The following is a 15,480-nucleotide window of genomic DNA, read 5'->3' as shown; positions in this document are numbered from 1 at the left end:
CAGGTCCGAGAGTTTTCCACAGGCGTTGCCTGCCGAACCGCGCGCTACGCATACTGACGCGACCGGCAGGCGACGCGGGGCGGATCACCCCGCGCCGACCGTGCCAACGTGTCGCACTGCGCGGGCAGTTGACACGACGCGACTGGGGGAGTGGGGAAGTGGGGGACGTCATGAACGACGGGGGAAGCGCGACCGGAAGCACCACCGCGGAGCGCCGGTCGACCGACGCCGGCGCGCCGACAGGTGAGGCCATGGTCGTCGTCGAGGACCTGCACCGGCGCTACGGCAGCGACGCCGGCGCCGTACACGCCCTGCGCGGGGTGTGCTGCCGCGTCCCGCGCGGCGAACTGGTGGCGCTGCGCGGGCGCTCCGGGTCCGGCAAGACCACGCTGCTCAACCTCATCGGTGGCCTGGACACCCCGGACTCCGGCCGGATCACCGTCGACGGCACGCCGCTCGCCGGCCTCGGCGAGAGCGAACGGCTGCGGATGCGGCGCGACCGCATAGGTTTTGTGTTCCAGTCCTTCGGGCTGATACCGATACTCAGCGCCGCGGAGAACGTCGGAGTGCCGCTGCGGCTGAGCAAGGTCCCCCCGCGCGAGCGCGAGGAGCGCGTCGCACTGCTGCTGTCCCTGGTGGGCCTCGCCGACCACACCGAGCAGCGCCCCGGCGAACTCTCCGGCGGCCAGCAGCAGCGCGTCGCCATAGCCCGCGCGCTCGCCAACCGCCCCTCCCTGCTGCTCGCCGACGAACCGACCGGCCAACTGGACGCCGACACCGGCATGGAGGTGATGGAACTCCTGCGCGCCGTCGTCCGCAGCGAGGCCGTCACCGCGCTCGTGGCCACCCATGACCCCAACCTCATCGGACTCGCCGACCGTGTCCTGGAGCTGAACGACGGACTGATCACGGAACAGCCGGCGAGCTGAACCCGCCGGGGCGGCGCCTGCTGAAGGGCCTTCACTCCCGCGACGGCTGTGGCAATCTGCCGCAATGACTGAGAATGCTCTGCCTGCGCGCTCTCTCGGGAAACTTGAGGTCTCCGCGCTCGGCTTCGGCGCGATGGTGTTGTCCCCCGGGATGTACGGCGAGATCGACGACGAGCGTGCCGAGCGGGCCCTGCTCGCCGCGCTCGACGCCGGAGCCACGTTCTTCGACACGTCCGACGGCTACGGGGAGGAGGCGCACAACGAGCGTCTGATCGGCAGGGCGCTGCGCGGGCGGCGCGACGAGATCGTGATCGCGACCAAGTTCGGCTTCCGCATCCCCGAGGGCGCCGAGGCGCACCGCTTTCCCGTCGGGTTCGCGTTCGGGGAACTGGCGGTCAACGCGGATCCGAAGTATGTGCGCGGCTATGCGGAGGCCAGCCTCCGTGCGCTGGGGACCGACCGGATCGATCTGTACTACCCGCACTTCCCGGATCCGCAGGTACCCCTCGTGGAGACCGTCGGGGCGGTCGCCGAGCTGATCGAGGCGGGCCTGGTGCGCCGGCTCGGGCTGTCCAATGTGACGGCGGAACAACTGCGGGCCGCGCACGCGGTACACCCGGTGGCCGCTGTGCAGACCGAATGGTCGATGTGGCGGCCGGTGGATGCGGAACTGCTTGCTGCTGCAAGGGAGTTGGGAGTCGGGGTGGTGGCCTGGTCGCCGCTGGGTGCCGGGTTCCTGACCGGTCAGGTCGGCGAGGTGAAGGAGGGGGACTTCCGGCGGAACATGCCGCGCTTCGACGCGGCGAACCAGCAGCGGAACCAGGACCGGTTCGCGCCGGTGCGTGGCATCGCCGAGGAACTGGGCATCGCCCCGGCCCAGCTCGCCCTGGCGTGGCTGCTGCACCAGGATCCGCATGTCGTACCGATCCCGGGAAGCCGTACTCCACAGCACATCGAGGAGAACCTGGCCGCGGCACGGATCACGCTGCCGCAGGAGGTACTCGACCGGCTGGCGGCGATCCTGCAGGAGACCCGGATCGAGGGCGCCACCCTGCTCTGAAGTCACTCCTGCCGCGGGGCGCCGGCGGTCGCGGTGGCCCTCGGTGGTGGTGGCCCGCGGTCGTGGTGGCCCTCGGTCGGGGCCACCGGTGGCCCCGGTCAGCCGGGGCCCGGTCACCCGCCCCCGGCGGGCCGGTGGTTTCCCCCGGTCACCAGAGGTCGCCGTCGCGCCAGTCGCAGGTGAGGTCGGCGTCCAGGTCGAGGGGGGTGGCGGGGGTGGGGAGGACGTAGAGGCAGCCGTCCTCCTCGGCGGTGCGCCGGATGCCGTGCGGGGTGAACGCCCAGGAGGGGCCGCGCCAGAGCTCCCAGCCGCGGGCCGCGTAGAAGGCGGCGGCCTCGTCGGAGGCGCCCAGCGCACCGAGGTCGTAGCCGCCGCGGATCACCGGCTCCAGCGCACCCATCAGGGCGGCGCCGTGGCCCCGACCGCGCCGGTCCGCGCGGACGCCCACGCCCTCCACATAGCCGCAGCGCAGCGCCCGGCCGCGGTGCAGCAGACGGCGCTGGACCACGGACGCGTGCCCGACGAGTTCGCCGTCCTCGTGGACGAGGGCGTGCAGACCGCCGAGCGCGTGCTCCCAGTCCTCGGCGGTCATGTCGTCGAAGACGTCGTAGAGCAGGGCACGGGCCGCCGTGAGGGTGGCGGGGGCGAGGTCGGCGGTGTGGAGGAGGCGGACGTCCGCCGGGCGCGGCGTCGCCGGTGCTGTCGGATGAGCCTCGGTCATACCGGCATGGTGGCAGCCGCACCGCCCCCGGGCGATGCCATTTTTCCAGCCACCGGCCACCGGCCACCGGCCACCGGCCCTCGGCCACCCGTATGCCCCACTGCCCGTACGGGTCGTGTCGGCGGCTCAGCCCGCCCCGCCGGCCGGACCCGGCCGGGCCCGGCCGGACCCGCGCGGGCCCTGAGTACCGTCGCCCCACCCCGTCCCCGCCCCGTATCAGAGTCGCGTCAAGACCGGGCCTGAAGTCGTCACCTGAGGCTTTTGTCCCCTTGGGCGGTCGGTAGGGTCGCAGCAGGCCCAGCCCGGTGGGGGCGGCCTTCACGTAAGACAATGGGGCCATGGCACGCGGCAAGCTACGGATTTACCTCGGCGCGGCACCGGGCGTCGGCAAGACGTACGCGATGCTGTCCGAGGCGCACCGGCGCGTGGAGCGGGGAACGGACGTCGTGGTGGCGTTCGTCGAGCACCACGGCAGGCCCCGCACCGAGGTCATGCTGCACGGCCTGGAGCAGATCCAGCGGCGGGAGCTGGACTACCGCGGCACCCGGTTCACCGAAATGGACGTGGACGCCGTCCTGGCACGCAAACCGGCCGTTGCACTGGTCGACGAGCTGGCCCACACCAACGTGCCCGGTTCGCGCCACGAGAAGCGCTGGCAGGACATCGAGGTGCTGCTGGAGGCCGGCATCCATGTGATCTCGACGGTGAACATCCAGCACCTGGAGTCGCTCGGGGACGTCGTCGAGTCGATAACGGGCGTGCGGCAGCGCGAGACCGTGCCCGACGAGGTCGTCCGCCGGGCCGAGCAGATCGAGCTGGTCGACATGTCGCCACAGGCGATCCGCCGGCGGATGGCGCACGGCAACATCTACCAGTCCGACAAGGTGGACGCCGCCCTCTCCAACTACTTCCGGCCGGGCAACCTCACCGCGCTGCGCGAACTGGCGCTGCTCTGGGTCGCCGACCGCGTCGACGAGTACCTCCAGGAGTACCGCGCGGAGCATTCGATCCGCTCGACCTGGCAGGCGCGCGAACGCATCGTCGTCGGGCTGACCGGCGGGCCGGAGGGCCGTACGCTCATCCGCCGCGCGGCCCGGATGGCGGCCAAGGGCTCGGGCAGCGAGGTGCTCGCCGTCTACATAGCGCGCAGCGACGGGCTGACCTCGGCCTCACCGAAGGAACTCGCCGTCCAGCGGACCCTGGTGGAGGACCTGGGCGGGACGTTCCACCACGTCATCGGGGACGACATACCGAGCGCGCTGCTGGAGTTCGCCCGCGGGGTCAACGCCACCCAGATCGTGCTGGGGTCCAGCCGCCGCAAGACGTGGCAGTACGTCTTCGGGCCGGGCGTCGGCGCGACCGTGGCCCGCGATTCCGGGCCCGACCTCGACGTGCACATCGTCACGCACGAGGAGGTCGCCAAGGGCCGGGGGCTGCCGGTGACCCGCGGCGCACGGCTCGGCCGGGCCCGGATCATCGCCGGCTGGCTCGTCGGGGTGGCCGGCCCCGCGCTGCTGTCGCTGCTGCTGACCGGCATCGAGAACGGCCCCGGGCTGGCCAACGACGTGCTGCTGTTCCTGTTCCTCACCGTCGTCGCGGCGCTGCTCGGCGGGCAGCTGCCGGCGCTCGCGTCGGCCGCCGTCGGCTCGCTGCTGCTGAACTTCTACTTCACCCCGCCGACCCACACCCTGACGGTCAGCGACCCGAAGAACATCGTCGCGATCGTGATCTTCTTCGCGGTGGCGGTGTCCGTCGCCTCGGTGGTGGACCTCGCCGCCCGCCGCACGCATCAGGCCGCCAGGCTGCGCGCGGAGTCGGAGATCCTCTCCTTCCTGGCGGGCAGCGTGCTGCGCGGCGAGACGACGCTGGCCGCGCTGCTGGAGCGGGTGCGGGAGACCTTCGGCATGGACACCGTGGCGCTGCTGGAGCGCAGCAGCGACGTCGACCCGTGGACCTGCGCGGGCCGGGTCGGCGGCCTGAACGAGGCCCGGCCGCTGCTGCGGCCCGAGGACGCGGACGTCGACATGCCGGTGGGCGACCACATGGCGCTGGCGCTCACCGGACGGGTGCTGCCCGCCGAGGACCGCAGGGTGCTGGCCGCGTTCGCCGCCCAGGCGGCCGTGGTGCTCGACCGGCAGCGGCTGGTCGGCGAGGCGGAGCGGGCCCGGGAGCTGGCCGAGGGCAACCGCATCAGGACGGCACTGCTGGCCGCGGTCAGCCACGACCTGCGCACCCCGCTGGCGAGCATCAAGGCGTCCGTCACCTCCCTGCGTTCCGACGACGTCGCCTGGTCCCCGGAGGACGAGGCGGAGCTGCTGGCTGGCATCGAGGCGGGCGCGGACCGGCTGGACCACCTGGTCGGCAACCTGCTCGACATGTCCCGGCTGCAGACCGGCACGGTCACCCCGCTGATCCGCGAGATCGACCTCGACGAGGTGGTGCCGATGGCGCTGGGCGGCGTACCGGAGGACAGCGTCACCCTCGACATCCCCGAGGAACTGCCGATGGTCGCGGTCGATCCGGGGCTGCTGGAACGTTCAGTCGCCAACCTCGTCGAGAACGCCGTGAAGTACAGCCCGGACGGCGAGGCGGTGCTGGTCGCGGCCAGCGCGCTCGGCGACCGGGTGGAACTGCGGATCGCCGACCGGGGCCCGGGCGTCCCCGACAGTGCCAAGGACCGGATCTTCGAGCCGTTCCAGCGCTACGGCGATGTGCCGCGCGGCGCCGGCGTGGGCCTGGGCCTGGCCGTGGCGCGCGGTTTCGCGGAGGCGATGGGCGGCACGCTCGCCGCCGAGGACACCCCGGGCGGCGGCATGACCATGGTCCTCACCCTCCGGGCCGCCGCCGGCCGGACGCCGGTGCGGCCCGACCTGCCCGCCCAGGTCACGACATGAGCCGGGCCGTACGGACCTCACTCACCCCACGCCCTGCGGGCCCGGCCCGCCGGGACACGACACCACGAGGAGAACGCCAGTGAACCGGGTGCTTGTGGTCGATGACGAGCCGCAGATCGTCCGCGCCCTCGTGATCAACCTGAAAGCCCGCAAGTACGAGGTCGACGCGGCCCCCGACGGGGCCACCGCCCTCAAGCTCGCCGCCGCCCGCCACCCCGACGTCGTCGTCCTCGACCTCGGTCTGCCCGACATGGACGGCGTCGAGGTGATCAGGGGGCTGCGGGGCTGGACGCGGGTGCCGATCCTGGTGCTCTCCGCGCGGCAGACCTCCGACGAGAAGGTGGAGGCGCTGGACGCCGGGGCGGACGACTACGTCACCAAGCCGTTCGGGATGGACGAACTGCTGGCCCGGCTGCGGGCAGCGGTGCGCCGCGCCGAGCCGACCGGGCCGGCCGACGACGAGGTGATCGTGGAGACCGAGGGCTTCACCGTCGACCTCGCCGCCAAGAAGGTCAACCGCGGCGGGCGGGACATCCGGCTCACCCCGACCGAGTGGCACCTGCTGGAGGTCCTGGTCCGCAACGCCGGCCGGCTGGTCAGCCAGAAACAGCTCCTCCAGGAGGTCTGGGGCCCCTCGTACGGCACCGAGACCAACTACCTGCGGGTCTACATGGCCCAGCTCCGCCGGAAACTGGAGAGCGACCCCTCCCACCCGAAGCACTTCATCACCGAGCCGGGGATGGGGTATCGCTTCGAGCAGTGAGGCGGCGGGGTGCGGCGCCGCGACGGGGCGGCGGGGTGCGGGCGGGCCGGTTCGGGCCGTAGCGTCCCGAAGGGCGGTGTCCGCGGGGTTGTCAGCCGCGTACGAAGTCCCTGTGGACGCCGTGATTGCGCGGCCCGGCCACCGGTACGCTGGGCTCATGAGTGCTGGTACCCGACCCGAGAAGCCGGCCGGTCGCTTCCGCCGGATGCTCGACAGGCTGTCCTCCTCCGAGGAGGAGCTGCAGTCCGCCGAGCTGCAGCAGGACGCGCAGAACGCGGGGTGCACCCGTATCTGCGACTGCGACGACCGGCAGATAGTGAAGGTCACCGGCACCCTGCGGCATGTCACGCTGCGGCCGCGCGCCGGTGTGCCCGCGCTCGAGGCGGAGCTGTTCGACGGCTCCGCGGCGCTCGACGTGGTGTGGCTCGGCCGCCGCTCCATCGTCGGGATCGAGCCGGGCCGTAAGCTCATCGCCTCGGGCCGGGTCTCCTTGAGCCACGGACGCCGGGTGCTCTTCAATCCGAAGTACGAACTCCGACCGCTCGGACAGGAGTAGCCGGTGACGTCTCACGACCGACCGACCACTGACGCGGAAGGCCCGCACCGACCGGGCGCTGCCGCAGACCCCGCGCCGGGGAACGGCGCCGACGGCAGGCAGGTGACCGAGGCCGCGCTCTTCGAGGCGTTCGGCGGGGTCCGCGGCATGGTGGAGACCGTGGTCCCCGGCCTGCTGTTCGTGGCGATCTTCACGGTCAACAAGGACCTGCACGTCTCGGCGATCGCCGCGCTGGCCGTCTCGCTGGTGCTGACCGCCGTCCGGCTGATCCGCAAGGACACCGTCAAGCACGCCTTCAGCGGCGTCTTCGGGGTGGCCTTCGGCGTGGTCTTCGCGATGATGACCGGCAACGCCAAGGACTTCTACCTGCCGGGCATGCTCTACACCCTCGGCCTCGCGGTGGCCTACCTCGTCACCACGCTCGCCGGTGTCCCGCTGATCGGGCTGATCCTGGGGCCGGTGTTCAAGGAGAACCTCTCCTGGCGCACCCGCAACCCGGGACGCAAGAAGGCGTACGCCAAGGCCAGCCTGGCCTGGGGGCTGATTCTGCTCGCCAAGTGCGCGATCCTCTTCCCGCTGTACTGGTGGGCGGACACCACCCAGCTCGGCTGGGTGCTGATCGCGCTGAAGATCCCGCCGTTCCTGCTCGCGGTCTACCTCACCTGGGTCTTCCTGGTGAAGGCGCCGCCGCCGATCGACGTCTTCGCCGAGATGGAGGCGAAGGAGAAGGCCGAGGAGGAGGCGCAGGAGCGCCGCCGCGTCGAGCGCGACGCCCTCGACCGGGTCACCGACGACCTCTACGGGGACGTGGTGGCCGAGGCCGCCGCGGAGCGCCCGCAGGGGCCGCGCCACCGTCGCTGAGAAACCACCGCCGCCGAGACCGACGCGGCGGAGCGCACCGACACCGACGCGCCGGGGCCCGGGAACCGTACGGTTCCCGGGCCCCGGCGCGTGATCCGGCGTCAGCCCGGCGTCACGACTCCTCGCGCCGCACCGACAGCAGGTCCTCCAGCTGCTCCTCGCGCGACTGCGCCGCGACGAACAGCAGCTCGTCGCCGGCCTCCAGCACGTCGTCCTTGCTGGGCGTGAGCACCCGCGTGCCGCGGATGATGGTGACCAGCGAGGTGTCCTCGGGCCATGCCACGTCCCCGACCCGGGTGCCGGACAGCGCGGCCTCGGGCGGCAGCGTCAGTTCGACGAGGTTGGCGTCGCCGTGGCTGAAGCGCAGCAGCCGTACCAGGTCGCCGACGCTCACCGCCTCCTCGACCAGCGCCGACATCAGGCGCGGCGTCGAGACCGCGACGTCCACGCCCCACGCCTCGTTGAACAGCCACTCGTTCTTCGGGTTGTTGACCCGGGCGACCACCCGGGGCACGCCGTACTCGGTCTTGGCGAGCAGCGACACGACCAGGTTGACCTTGTCGTCGCCGGTCGCCGCGATCACGACGTTGCAGCGCTGCAGCGCCGCCTCGTCGAGCGAGGTGATCTCACAGGCGTCGGCCAGCAGCCACTCCGCCAGCGGCACCCGCTCGACCGAGATGGCGGTCGGCGCCTTGTCGATGAGCAGGATCTCGTGACCGTTTTCGAGGAGCTCGCCGGCGATGGAACGACCCACCGCGCCGGCACCCGCAATCGCGACCCTCATGCGTGCGCCTCCTCGGGACCCGTGGCGAATGCCGCTTCGACCTTCTCGACCTCGTCGGTGCGCATCATGACGTGCACCAGGTCGCCTTCCTGCAGCACTGTCTGCGAGGTCGGCAGCATCGCCTCACCCAGCCGGGTGAGGAACGCGACGCGGACACCGGTCTGCTCCTGCAGCTTGCTGATCTTGTGCCCGACCCAGGCGGGGGAGGTGTGCACCTCGGCGAGCTGGACGCCACCGCTCGGGTCCCGCCACAGCGGCTCGGCGCCCGACGGCAGCAGCCGGCGCAGCATCTGGTCGGCCGTCCAGCGGACGGTGGCGACGGTGGGGATGCCCAGGCGCTGGTAGACCTCGGCACGGCGCGGGTCGTAGATGCGGGCCGCGACGTTCTCGACGCCGAACATCTCGCGGGCCACCCGGGCGGCGATGATGTTGGAGTTGTCACCGCTGGAGACGGCCGCGAAGGCACCCGCCTCCTCGATGCCGGCCTCGCGCAGGGTGTCCTGGTCGAAGCCGACGCCGGTCACCCGGCGCCCGCCGAACGAGGAGCCGAGGCGACGGAACGCGGTCGGGTCCTGGTCGATCACCGCGATGGTGTGACCCTGGCTCTCCAGGGTCTGCGCGAGCGCGGAGCCCACCCGCCCGCACCCCATGATGACGATGTGCATGCTGATTACCCCGTGCCCTGTACTAGCGCGCTGACCTGCACAAACACCCTGCTCACTACTTTCTTCTCCCAGTACTGGCGACACGAAGCCCGAGCTCGCGACACGGACCGGGTGCGGCAGCGGGAGCGCCGGGCGCACCGTGGTCCGGTACAACCGTAGCCGTAATGCCGCGTGCTGTAGGGGGCGCGGTGGGCGCTGATCGGATGCGGGCCCGGCCCGCCCGCACGACGGCCTCGCACGCCGGGCTGCGCCGTGGGACGCCCGTAAGGCACGCTACGAGGTGTGCCCAACCTGCCTCTCCAGCCTCAACAGGGCTATTCCGCACCGCACATGGTGGTCTGCGGCGACGATGCGCTCGCGCACCGGCTCGCCACCGAGCTCCGGGACGTCTACGGCGAACGGGTGACGCTGGTCGTCCCCTCCGCCAGGGAGCCGCACCGCCCCCGGATCCCACCGCCGTCCCGCGCCCTCGACCGGGCCACCGCTCTGCTCGGCAGGGTCTCGGCGGCGATGACGCGCACCGGGCCGCTGCCCTCCGAGGCGCCCGTCGACGGCGGCGACGGCGAGGCCCCGGAGGAGACCGTACGGATCCTGGAGTCGGCGCAGCCGGACGACGTGGCGCTGAGCGAGGCGGGCGTCGCCGGGGCGGAGGCACTGGCCCTGGTCTACGACGACGACGAACTCAACATCCACGCGGCGCTGCGGGCCCGTCGCCTCAATCCCCGGCTGCGGCTGGTCATCCGCCTCTACAACCGCAAACTGGGCCAGCACCTGGAGGAGTTGCTGGACCAGGCCGCGGCGGTCGCGGCACAGGGCGTGGGGGAGACCGACGGCGCGGTGGACGGCGGCAATTCCGGAATCGACGCCTCCACGACCGTGCTGTCCGACGCGGACACCGTCGCCCCCGCCCTGGCGGCCACCGCGGTCGCCGGCACCAGCAAGGTCATCGAGGCGGACGGTCTGCTGCTGCGGGCCGTGGAACGCGCCCCGGTGCCCCCGGGCCGGGCCGGCGATCCCGGTCTGTGCACCCTCGCGCTGCTCTCCCCGTCCGCCGGCGACCCCGCGTCCGCCGCGCGCCCGGCCGACGCGACACGGCCGGCAGCCGGCGACGAGGGGCCGGTCCTGCTGCCGGACGACGCCGCGGCGGCTGAGGCCGTCGGCTGCGGCAGCGTCGTCCTGGAGACCGTCTCCTACACCGGGCGGCCGGTGCGCCGCCGCCGGCTGCGCGGCCGCGGCGCACCGCTCGCCTCGCTCTTCTCCCGGCGGCTGCGCTGGTCGCTGGCCGGCATCGTCGGAGCGGTGCTGGCGCTGGCCGTCGCCTCCTGGATCACCATCGGCGAGAACCCGGTGCACGCCGCCTACCTCACGCTGCTGGACCTCTTCGCGATCAACGATCCGGCGATCGACGGACCGCTGCCCCGCAAGATCCTGCAACTGCTGTCCGGGCTGACCGGGCTGTTGCTGCTGCCGGTGCTGGTCGCGGCGGCGTTCGAGGGGCTGGGCACCTTCCGCAGCGCCTCGGCGCTGCGGCGGCCACCGCGCGGGCTGTCGGGGCACGTGGTGCTGCTCGGCCTCGGCAAGGTCGGCACCCGGGTCCTGGCCCGGCTGCACGAGATGGGCACCCCCGTCGTGTGCATCGAGGCGGACCCCGACGCGCGGGGCATCGCGCTGGCCCGGCGGCTGCGGGTGCCGACCGTCCTGGGGGACGTCACGCATGAAGGGGTCCTGGAGGCGGCGCTGACCGAACGCGCCGCCGGCCTGCTCGCCCTGACCAGCGAGGACACCACCAACCTGGAGGCCGCCCTCTACGCCCGCTCGGTCAACCCGCAGCTGCGGGTCACGCTCCGGCTGTTCGACGACCGGTTCGCCACCGCCGTGTACCGCACCCTGCGCGCCGCCCACCCGCGGGCGCTGACCCGCAGCCGCAGCACCTCGTTCCTGGCCGCGCCCGCCTTCGCCGGCGCGATGATGGGCCGGCAGATCCTGGGCGCCATTCCCGTCGAGCGCCGGGTGCTGCTGGTCGCCCGGGTCGAGGCCCGCGGCCACGCCGCGCTGGAGGGCCGTACGGTCGGCGAGGTGCGGCGCCCCGGGTGGCTGCGGGTGCTGGCGGTGGACACCTCCGCGCCCGACGACCCGGAACCGGCCACCGCGGCCGCCCCGCCACCGGAGCAGGAGCGCGAGCCGGCACACCTCGTGCACGAACTGGGCAACGACTACGTGCTGCGGCCCCAGGACCGGGTGCTGCTGGTCGCCACCCGCCAGGCGCTGGGTGACCTGCACTCCCGGCGCGCGCGACCGGCCGGCACCGGGGCACCGCGGGGATGACGTGACGAACACCACGCAGGGCCGCCGCACGGCGTGCGCACGAGGTGCGGATTGTGTAAAGGCCCCGGGTGGAGCCGGACTCACGGGCAGGCCAGCGGCCTGCTGCCCGCCGGCCCGCCCACCACCGCCACGGGTGGTGGCTGGGCATGAGCCTTGACGAGCGCTTAGCATCCTCGGGTGTCCAAACTGACCGACGTGCCCAAACGGATCTTGATCGGGCGCGCACTGCGCAGCGACCGGCTCGGCGAGACCCTGCTCCCCAAGCGCATCGCACTCCCCGTCTTCGCCTCCGACCCGCTCTCCTCCGTGGCCTACGCGCCGGGCGAGGTGCTGCTCGTCCTGTCCGTCGCGGGCGTCTCTGCGTACAGCTTCAGCCCGTGGATCGCGGTCGCGGTCGTCGTGCTGATGTTCACGGTCGTCGCGTCGTACCGGCAGAACGTGCACGCCTACCCGAGCGGTGGCGGTGACTACGAGGTCGCCACCACCAACCTCGGACCCAAGGCCGGCCTCACCGTCGCCAGCGCCCTGCTGGTCGACTACGTGCTGACCGTCGCGGTCTCCATCTCCTCCGGGATCGAGAACCTGGGCTCGGCGATCCCGTTCGTCGTCGAGCACAAGACCCTCTGCGCGATCGTCGTCATCGTTCTGCTGACGCTGATGAACCTGCGCGGGGTCAAGGAGTCCGGGAAGCTCTTCGCGATCCCGACGTACGTCTTCGTGGCGGGCGTCTTCATCATGATCGCCTGGGGCATCATCCGCGCCGTGGTCATGGGCGACACCATGCAGGCCCCCACCGCGGGCTACACCATCCACGCGGAACAGGGCGGCCTGGCCGGCTTCGCGCTGATCTTCCTGCTGCTGCGCGCCTTCTCCTCCGGCTGTGCCGCGCTCACCGGCGTCGAGGCGATCTCCAACGGCGTGCCCGCGTTCCGCAAGCCCAAGTCCAAGAACGCGGCCACCACCCTCGCCCTCATGGGCGGCCTGGCCGTCACCATGTTCTGCGGCATCATCGGCCTGGCCATGGCCACCAACGTCCGGATGGCCGAGAACCCGGCCACCGACCTGCTCCTCAACGGCAAGCCGATCGGCTCCGGCTACACCCAGAACCCGGTCATCTCGCAGGTCGCCGAGGCGGTCTTCGGCAAGGGCAGCTTCCTCTTCGTCGTGCTGGCCGCCGCCACCGCGCTGGTGCTGTTCCTCGCCGCCAACACCGCCTACAACGGCTTCCCGCTGCTCGGCTCGATCCTGGCCCAGGACCGCTACCTGCCCCGCCAGCTGCACACCCGCGGAGACCGCCTGGCGTTCTCCAACGGCATCGTCCTGCTGGCCGGCGCCGCCGCGATCCTCGTCTACCTCTACGGCGCGGACTCCACCCGGCTGATCCAGCTCTACATCGTCGGCGTCTTCGTCTCCTTCACGCTCAGCCAGACCGGCATGGTCCGCCACTGGAACCGGCATCTGCTGAACGAGAAGGACCCGGCCAAGCGCAACCGGATGCACCGCTCGCGCGCCATCAACGCCTTCGGTGCCTTCTTCACCGGCCTCGTCCTCGTCGTCGTGCTGCTGACGAAGTTCACCCACGGCGCCTGGGTGGCCCTGCTCGGCATGGTCATCTTCTTCGTCACCATGACCGCGATCCGCCGCCACTACGACCGGGTCGCCGACGAGATCGCCGCCGAGGACACCCTCGACGACGACGTCGTACGCCCCTCCCGGGTGCACTCCATCGTCCTGGTCTCCAAGGTCCACAAGCCCACGCTCCGGGCCCTGAACTACGCCAAGCTGATGCGCTCCGACAGCCTCGAAGCGGTCAGCGTGGACGTCGACCAGGCCGACACCAAGGCCCTGCGGGAGGAGTGGGAGCGCCGCGGCATCGAGGTCCCGCTGAAGGTCCTGGCCTCGCCCTACCGCGAGATCACCCGCCCGATCATCGACTACGTGAAGTCCCTGCGCCGGGAGAGCCCGCGCGACGCCGTCTCCGTCTACATCCCCGAGTACGTCGTCGGCCACTGGTACGAGCACCTGCTGCACAACCAGTCCGCGCTGCGCCTCAAGGGCCGCCTGCTCTTCACCCCGGGCGTCATGGTCACCTCGGTGCCCTGGCAGCTGGACTCCTCCGAGGCCGCCAAGCTGCGCGCCCGCAAGCGCGCCGAGTGGAACGCGCCGGGTGCGGTGCGCCGCGGCCCGGTCGCCCAGCCGAAGAAGGAAAAGGCAGCGACCAAGAAGTAGCGGTGGGTGCCCGGCCGGCCCCGGGCCGGCACCCACCGGGGCACCACCCCGCGGGACGTAGACTTGACGGCTGGCCTCCCTCCGGAGGCCGGCCACCGTCCCCGCGCCCCACCACCTCAGGAGCCCTCCCGCCATGCAGGCAGAACCCAAGAAGTCGCTGGTCGGCGCGGAGTACGAGGTCGAGGTCGGCCCGGTCGCACACGGCGGCCACTGCATCGCCCGCACCGACGAGGGCCAGGTCCTCTTCGTCCGCCACGCCCTCCCCGGCGAGCGCGTCATCGCCCGGGTCACCGACGGCGAGGAGGGCGCCCGCTTCCTGCGCACCGACGCCGTCACGATCCTCGAACCCTCCAAGGACCGGGTCGAGGCTCCCTGCCCCTTCTCCGGCCCCGGCCGCTGCGGCGGCTGCGACTGGCAGCACGCCAAGCCCGGCGCCCAGCGCCGCCTCAAGGGCGAGGTCGTGGCCGAGCAGCTGATGCGGCTGGCCGGACTGACCCCCGAGGCGGCCGGCTGGGACGGCACCGTCGAGCCCGCCCCCGGTGACAAGGTCGCCCCGGGCGAGGTACCGGCCTGGCGCACCCGCGTGCAGTACGCCGTCGACACCGACGGCCGCGCCGGTCTGCGCAAGCACCGCTCGCACGACATCGAGCCCATCACCCACTGCATGATCGCCGCTCCCGGGGTCTCCGAACTCGGCATCGAGAAGCGCGAGTGGCCCCAGATCGCCACCGTCGAGGCGATCGCCGCCACCGGCTCGCACGACCGCCAGGTCGTCCTCACCCCCCGCCCCGGCGGCCGCCTCCCGATCGTCGAGCTCGACAAGCCCGTCTCCGTCCTGCGCATCGGCGAAAAGGACGAGCAGGTCCACCGCGTGCACGGCCGCCCCTTCGTCCGCGAACGGGCCGCCGGCCGCACCTGGCGCGTCGGCAACGGTGGCTTCTGGCAGGTCCACCCGAAGGCCGCCGACCTCCTCGTCGAGGCCGTCATGCAGGGCCTGATGCCCAAGAAGGGCGACATGGCCCTCGACCTCTACTGCGGCGTCGGCCTCTTCGCCGGAGCCCTCGCCGAACGCGTCGGCGACAAGGGCGCGGTCCTCGGCATCGAGTCCGGCAAGCGCGCCGCCGAGGACGCCCGCCACAACCTCGCCGACCTCGACCGCGTCCGCATCGAACACGGCAAGGTCGACGCGATCCTCCCCCGCACCGGCATCACCGACGTCGACCTCATCGTCCTCGACCCCCCACGCGCCGGCGCCGGCAAAAAGACCGTCACCCACCTCGCCTCCCTCACCCCCCGCCGCATCGCCTACGTGGCCTGCGACCCGGCCGCCCTGGCCCGCGACCTCAACTACTTCGCGGAGGCGGGGTACGCGCCGCGGCGGATGCGCGCGTTCGATCTCTTCCCGATGACGCACCACGTGGAGTGCGTGGTCACTCTGGAGCGGGCGTCAAAGGGCGCCTGACCTGGGGTTTTCCCCGTCCGCGCGAGGTGCGGCACCCCCGAGTCGTGCCGCACTCATAGGATCGTGTAAGTTTTACGAGTTGCCACGGAGCCGACAGGCACCGGGGCAGCCATCCCGCCGCTTCGCGGCACAACACCACCGCACGACCCCTCACCGGGAAAGATTTCGGCATGCCGGAATTTGGACCAGGACTCGATTATGAGTCACCGAGGGATTCCGCTAAAGTGGTGA

Annotated in this window: 12 protein-coding genes; 9 read left to right on the top strand and 3 right to left on the bottom strand. The window is 72.2% G+C overall.

Going from position 1 to position 15,480, the window contains the following annotated elements; translation table 11 throughout:
* Nucleotides 1-251 precede the first annotated feature (251 nt).
* Complete coding sequence (locus tag SL103_RS26750; RefSeq protein WP_099055582.1) at nt 252-929, top strand: ABC transporter ATP-binding protein; 678 nt, start codon at nt 252-254, stop codon at nt 927-929.
* Between the two features lie 64 nt (nt 930-993).
* On the top strand, nt 994-1,989 hold the full coding sequence (locus tag SL103_RS26745) for an aldo/keto reductase (protein ID WP_069571501.1): 996 nt from the start codon (nt 994-996) through the stop codon (nt 1,987-1,989).
* Nucleotides 1,990-2,137: 148 nt separating this feature from the next.
* Here the strand turns inward: SL103_RS26745 and SL103_RS26740 are convergent, their stop codons facing one another.
* A complete protein-coding gene (locus tag SL103_RS26740) occupies nt 2,138-2,710 on the bottom strand; it encodes a GNAT family N-acetyltransferase (protein WP_069571500.1) in 573 nt (190 codons plus the stop codon).
* Between the two features lie 338 nt (nt 2,711-3,048).
* Here SL103_RS26740 and SL103_RS26735 point away from each other — a divergent pair, with 338 nt between their 5' ends.
* The 4 genes from SL103_RS26735 to SL103_RS26720 all read left to right on the top strand — a co-directional run bounded on the left by SL103_RS26735 (nt 3,049) and on the right by SL103_RS26720 (nt 7,784).
* Nucleotides 3,049-5,604 carry a sensor histidine kinase gene (locus SL103_RS26735; RefSeq protein ID WP_069571498.1) on the top strand — a complete coding sequence of 852 codons (2,556 nt, stop codon included), beginning with the start codon at nt 3,049-3,051 and terminating at the stop codon, nt 5,602-5,604.
* Nucleotides 5,605-5,683: 79 nt separating this feature from the next.
* The gene (locus tag SL103_RS26730) at nt 5,684-6,367 is read left to right on the top strand and encodes a response regulator (RefSeq protein WP_033267314.1); all 684 of its coding nucleotides are present in this window, start codon (nt 5,684-5,686) and stop codon (nt 6,365-6,367) included.
* A 157-nt stretch (nt 6,368-6,524) separates the two neighbouring features.
* The gene (locus tag SL103_RS26725; RefSeq protein WP_180290177.1) at nt 6,525-6,923 is read left to right on the top strand and encodes an OB-fold nucleic acid binding domain-containing protein; all 399 of its coding nucleotides are present in this window, start codon (nt 6,525-6,527) and stop codon (nt 6,921-6,923) included.
* 3 nt (nt 6,924-6,926) lie between these two features.
* Nucleotides 6,927-7,784 (top strand): DUF3159 domain-containing protein, encoded by an 858-nt coding sequence (locus SL103_RS26720; RefSeq protein WP_069571497.1) that lies wholly within the window; start codon nt 6,927-6,929, stop codon nt 7,782-7,784.
* Between the two features lie 112 nt (nt 7,785-7,896).
* On the opposite strand, the gene SL103_RS26715 is transcribed toward SL103_RS26720, so the two are convergent.
* Both SL103_RS26715 and SL103_RS26710 read right to left on the bottom strand, forming a co-directional pair.
* Nucleotides 7,897-8,568 carry a potassium channel family protein gene (locus SL103_RS26715; protein ID WP_069571496.1) on the bottom strand — a complete coding sequence of 224 codons (672 nt, stop codon included), beginning with the start codon at nt 8,566-8,568 and terminating at the stop codon, nt 7,897-7,899.
* Nucleotides 8,565-9,233, bottom strand: a complete 669-nt coding sequence (locus tag SL103_RS26710) for a potassium channel family protein (RefSeq protein ID WP_069571494.1) — start codon at nt 9,231-9,233, stop codon at nt 8,565-8,567. Before SL103_RS26710 ends, SL103_RS26715 begins: the two co-directional genes overlap by 4 nt.
* 330 nt (nt 9,234-9,563) lie before the next feature.
* Here SL103_RS26710 and SL103_RS26705 point away from each other — a divergent pair, with 330 nt between their 5' ends.
* The 3 genes from SL103_RS26705 to SL103_RS26695 all read left to right on the top strand — a co-directional run bounded on the left by SL103_RS26705 (nt 9,564) and on the right by SL103_RS26695 (nt 15,249).
* Nucleotides 9,564-11,558, top strand: coding sequence for an NAD(P)-binding protein (locus SL103_RS26705; RefSeq protein WP_069571493.1), 1,995 nt, complete (start codon nt 9,564-9,566; stop codon nt 11,556-11,558).
* A gap of 177 nt (nt 11,559-11,735) precedes the next feature.
* On the top strand, nt 11,736-13,787 hold the full coding sequence (locus SL103_RS26700) for an APC family permease (RefSeq protein WP_069571492.1): 2,052 nt from the start codon (nt 11,736-11,738) through the stop codon (nt 13,785-13,787).
* 133 nt (nt 13,788-13,920) lie between these two features.
* Entirely contained in the window at nt 13,921-15,249 is a 1,329-nt protein-coding gene (locus SL103_RS26695; RefSeq protein WP_069571491.1) for a class I SAM-dependent RNA methyltransferase, read from the top strand.
* The last annotated feature ends 231 nt before the right edge of the window (nt 15,250-15,480 follow it).

This window comes from Streptomyces lydicus, from assembly GCF_001729485.1.
Classification (GTDB): Bacteria; Actinomycetota; Actinomycetes; order Streptomycetales; family Streptomycetaceae; genus Streptomyces; species Streptomyces lydicus_D.
Note: the sequence above shows the minus strand (reverse complement) of the source record. Positions and strands in the feature narration are given on the sequence as shown.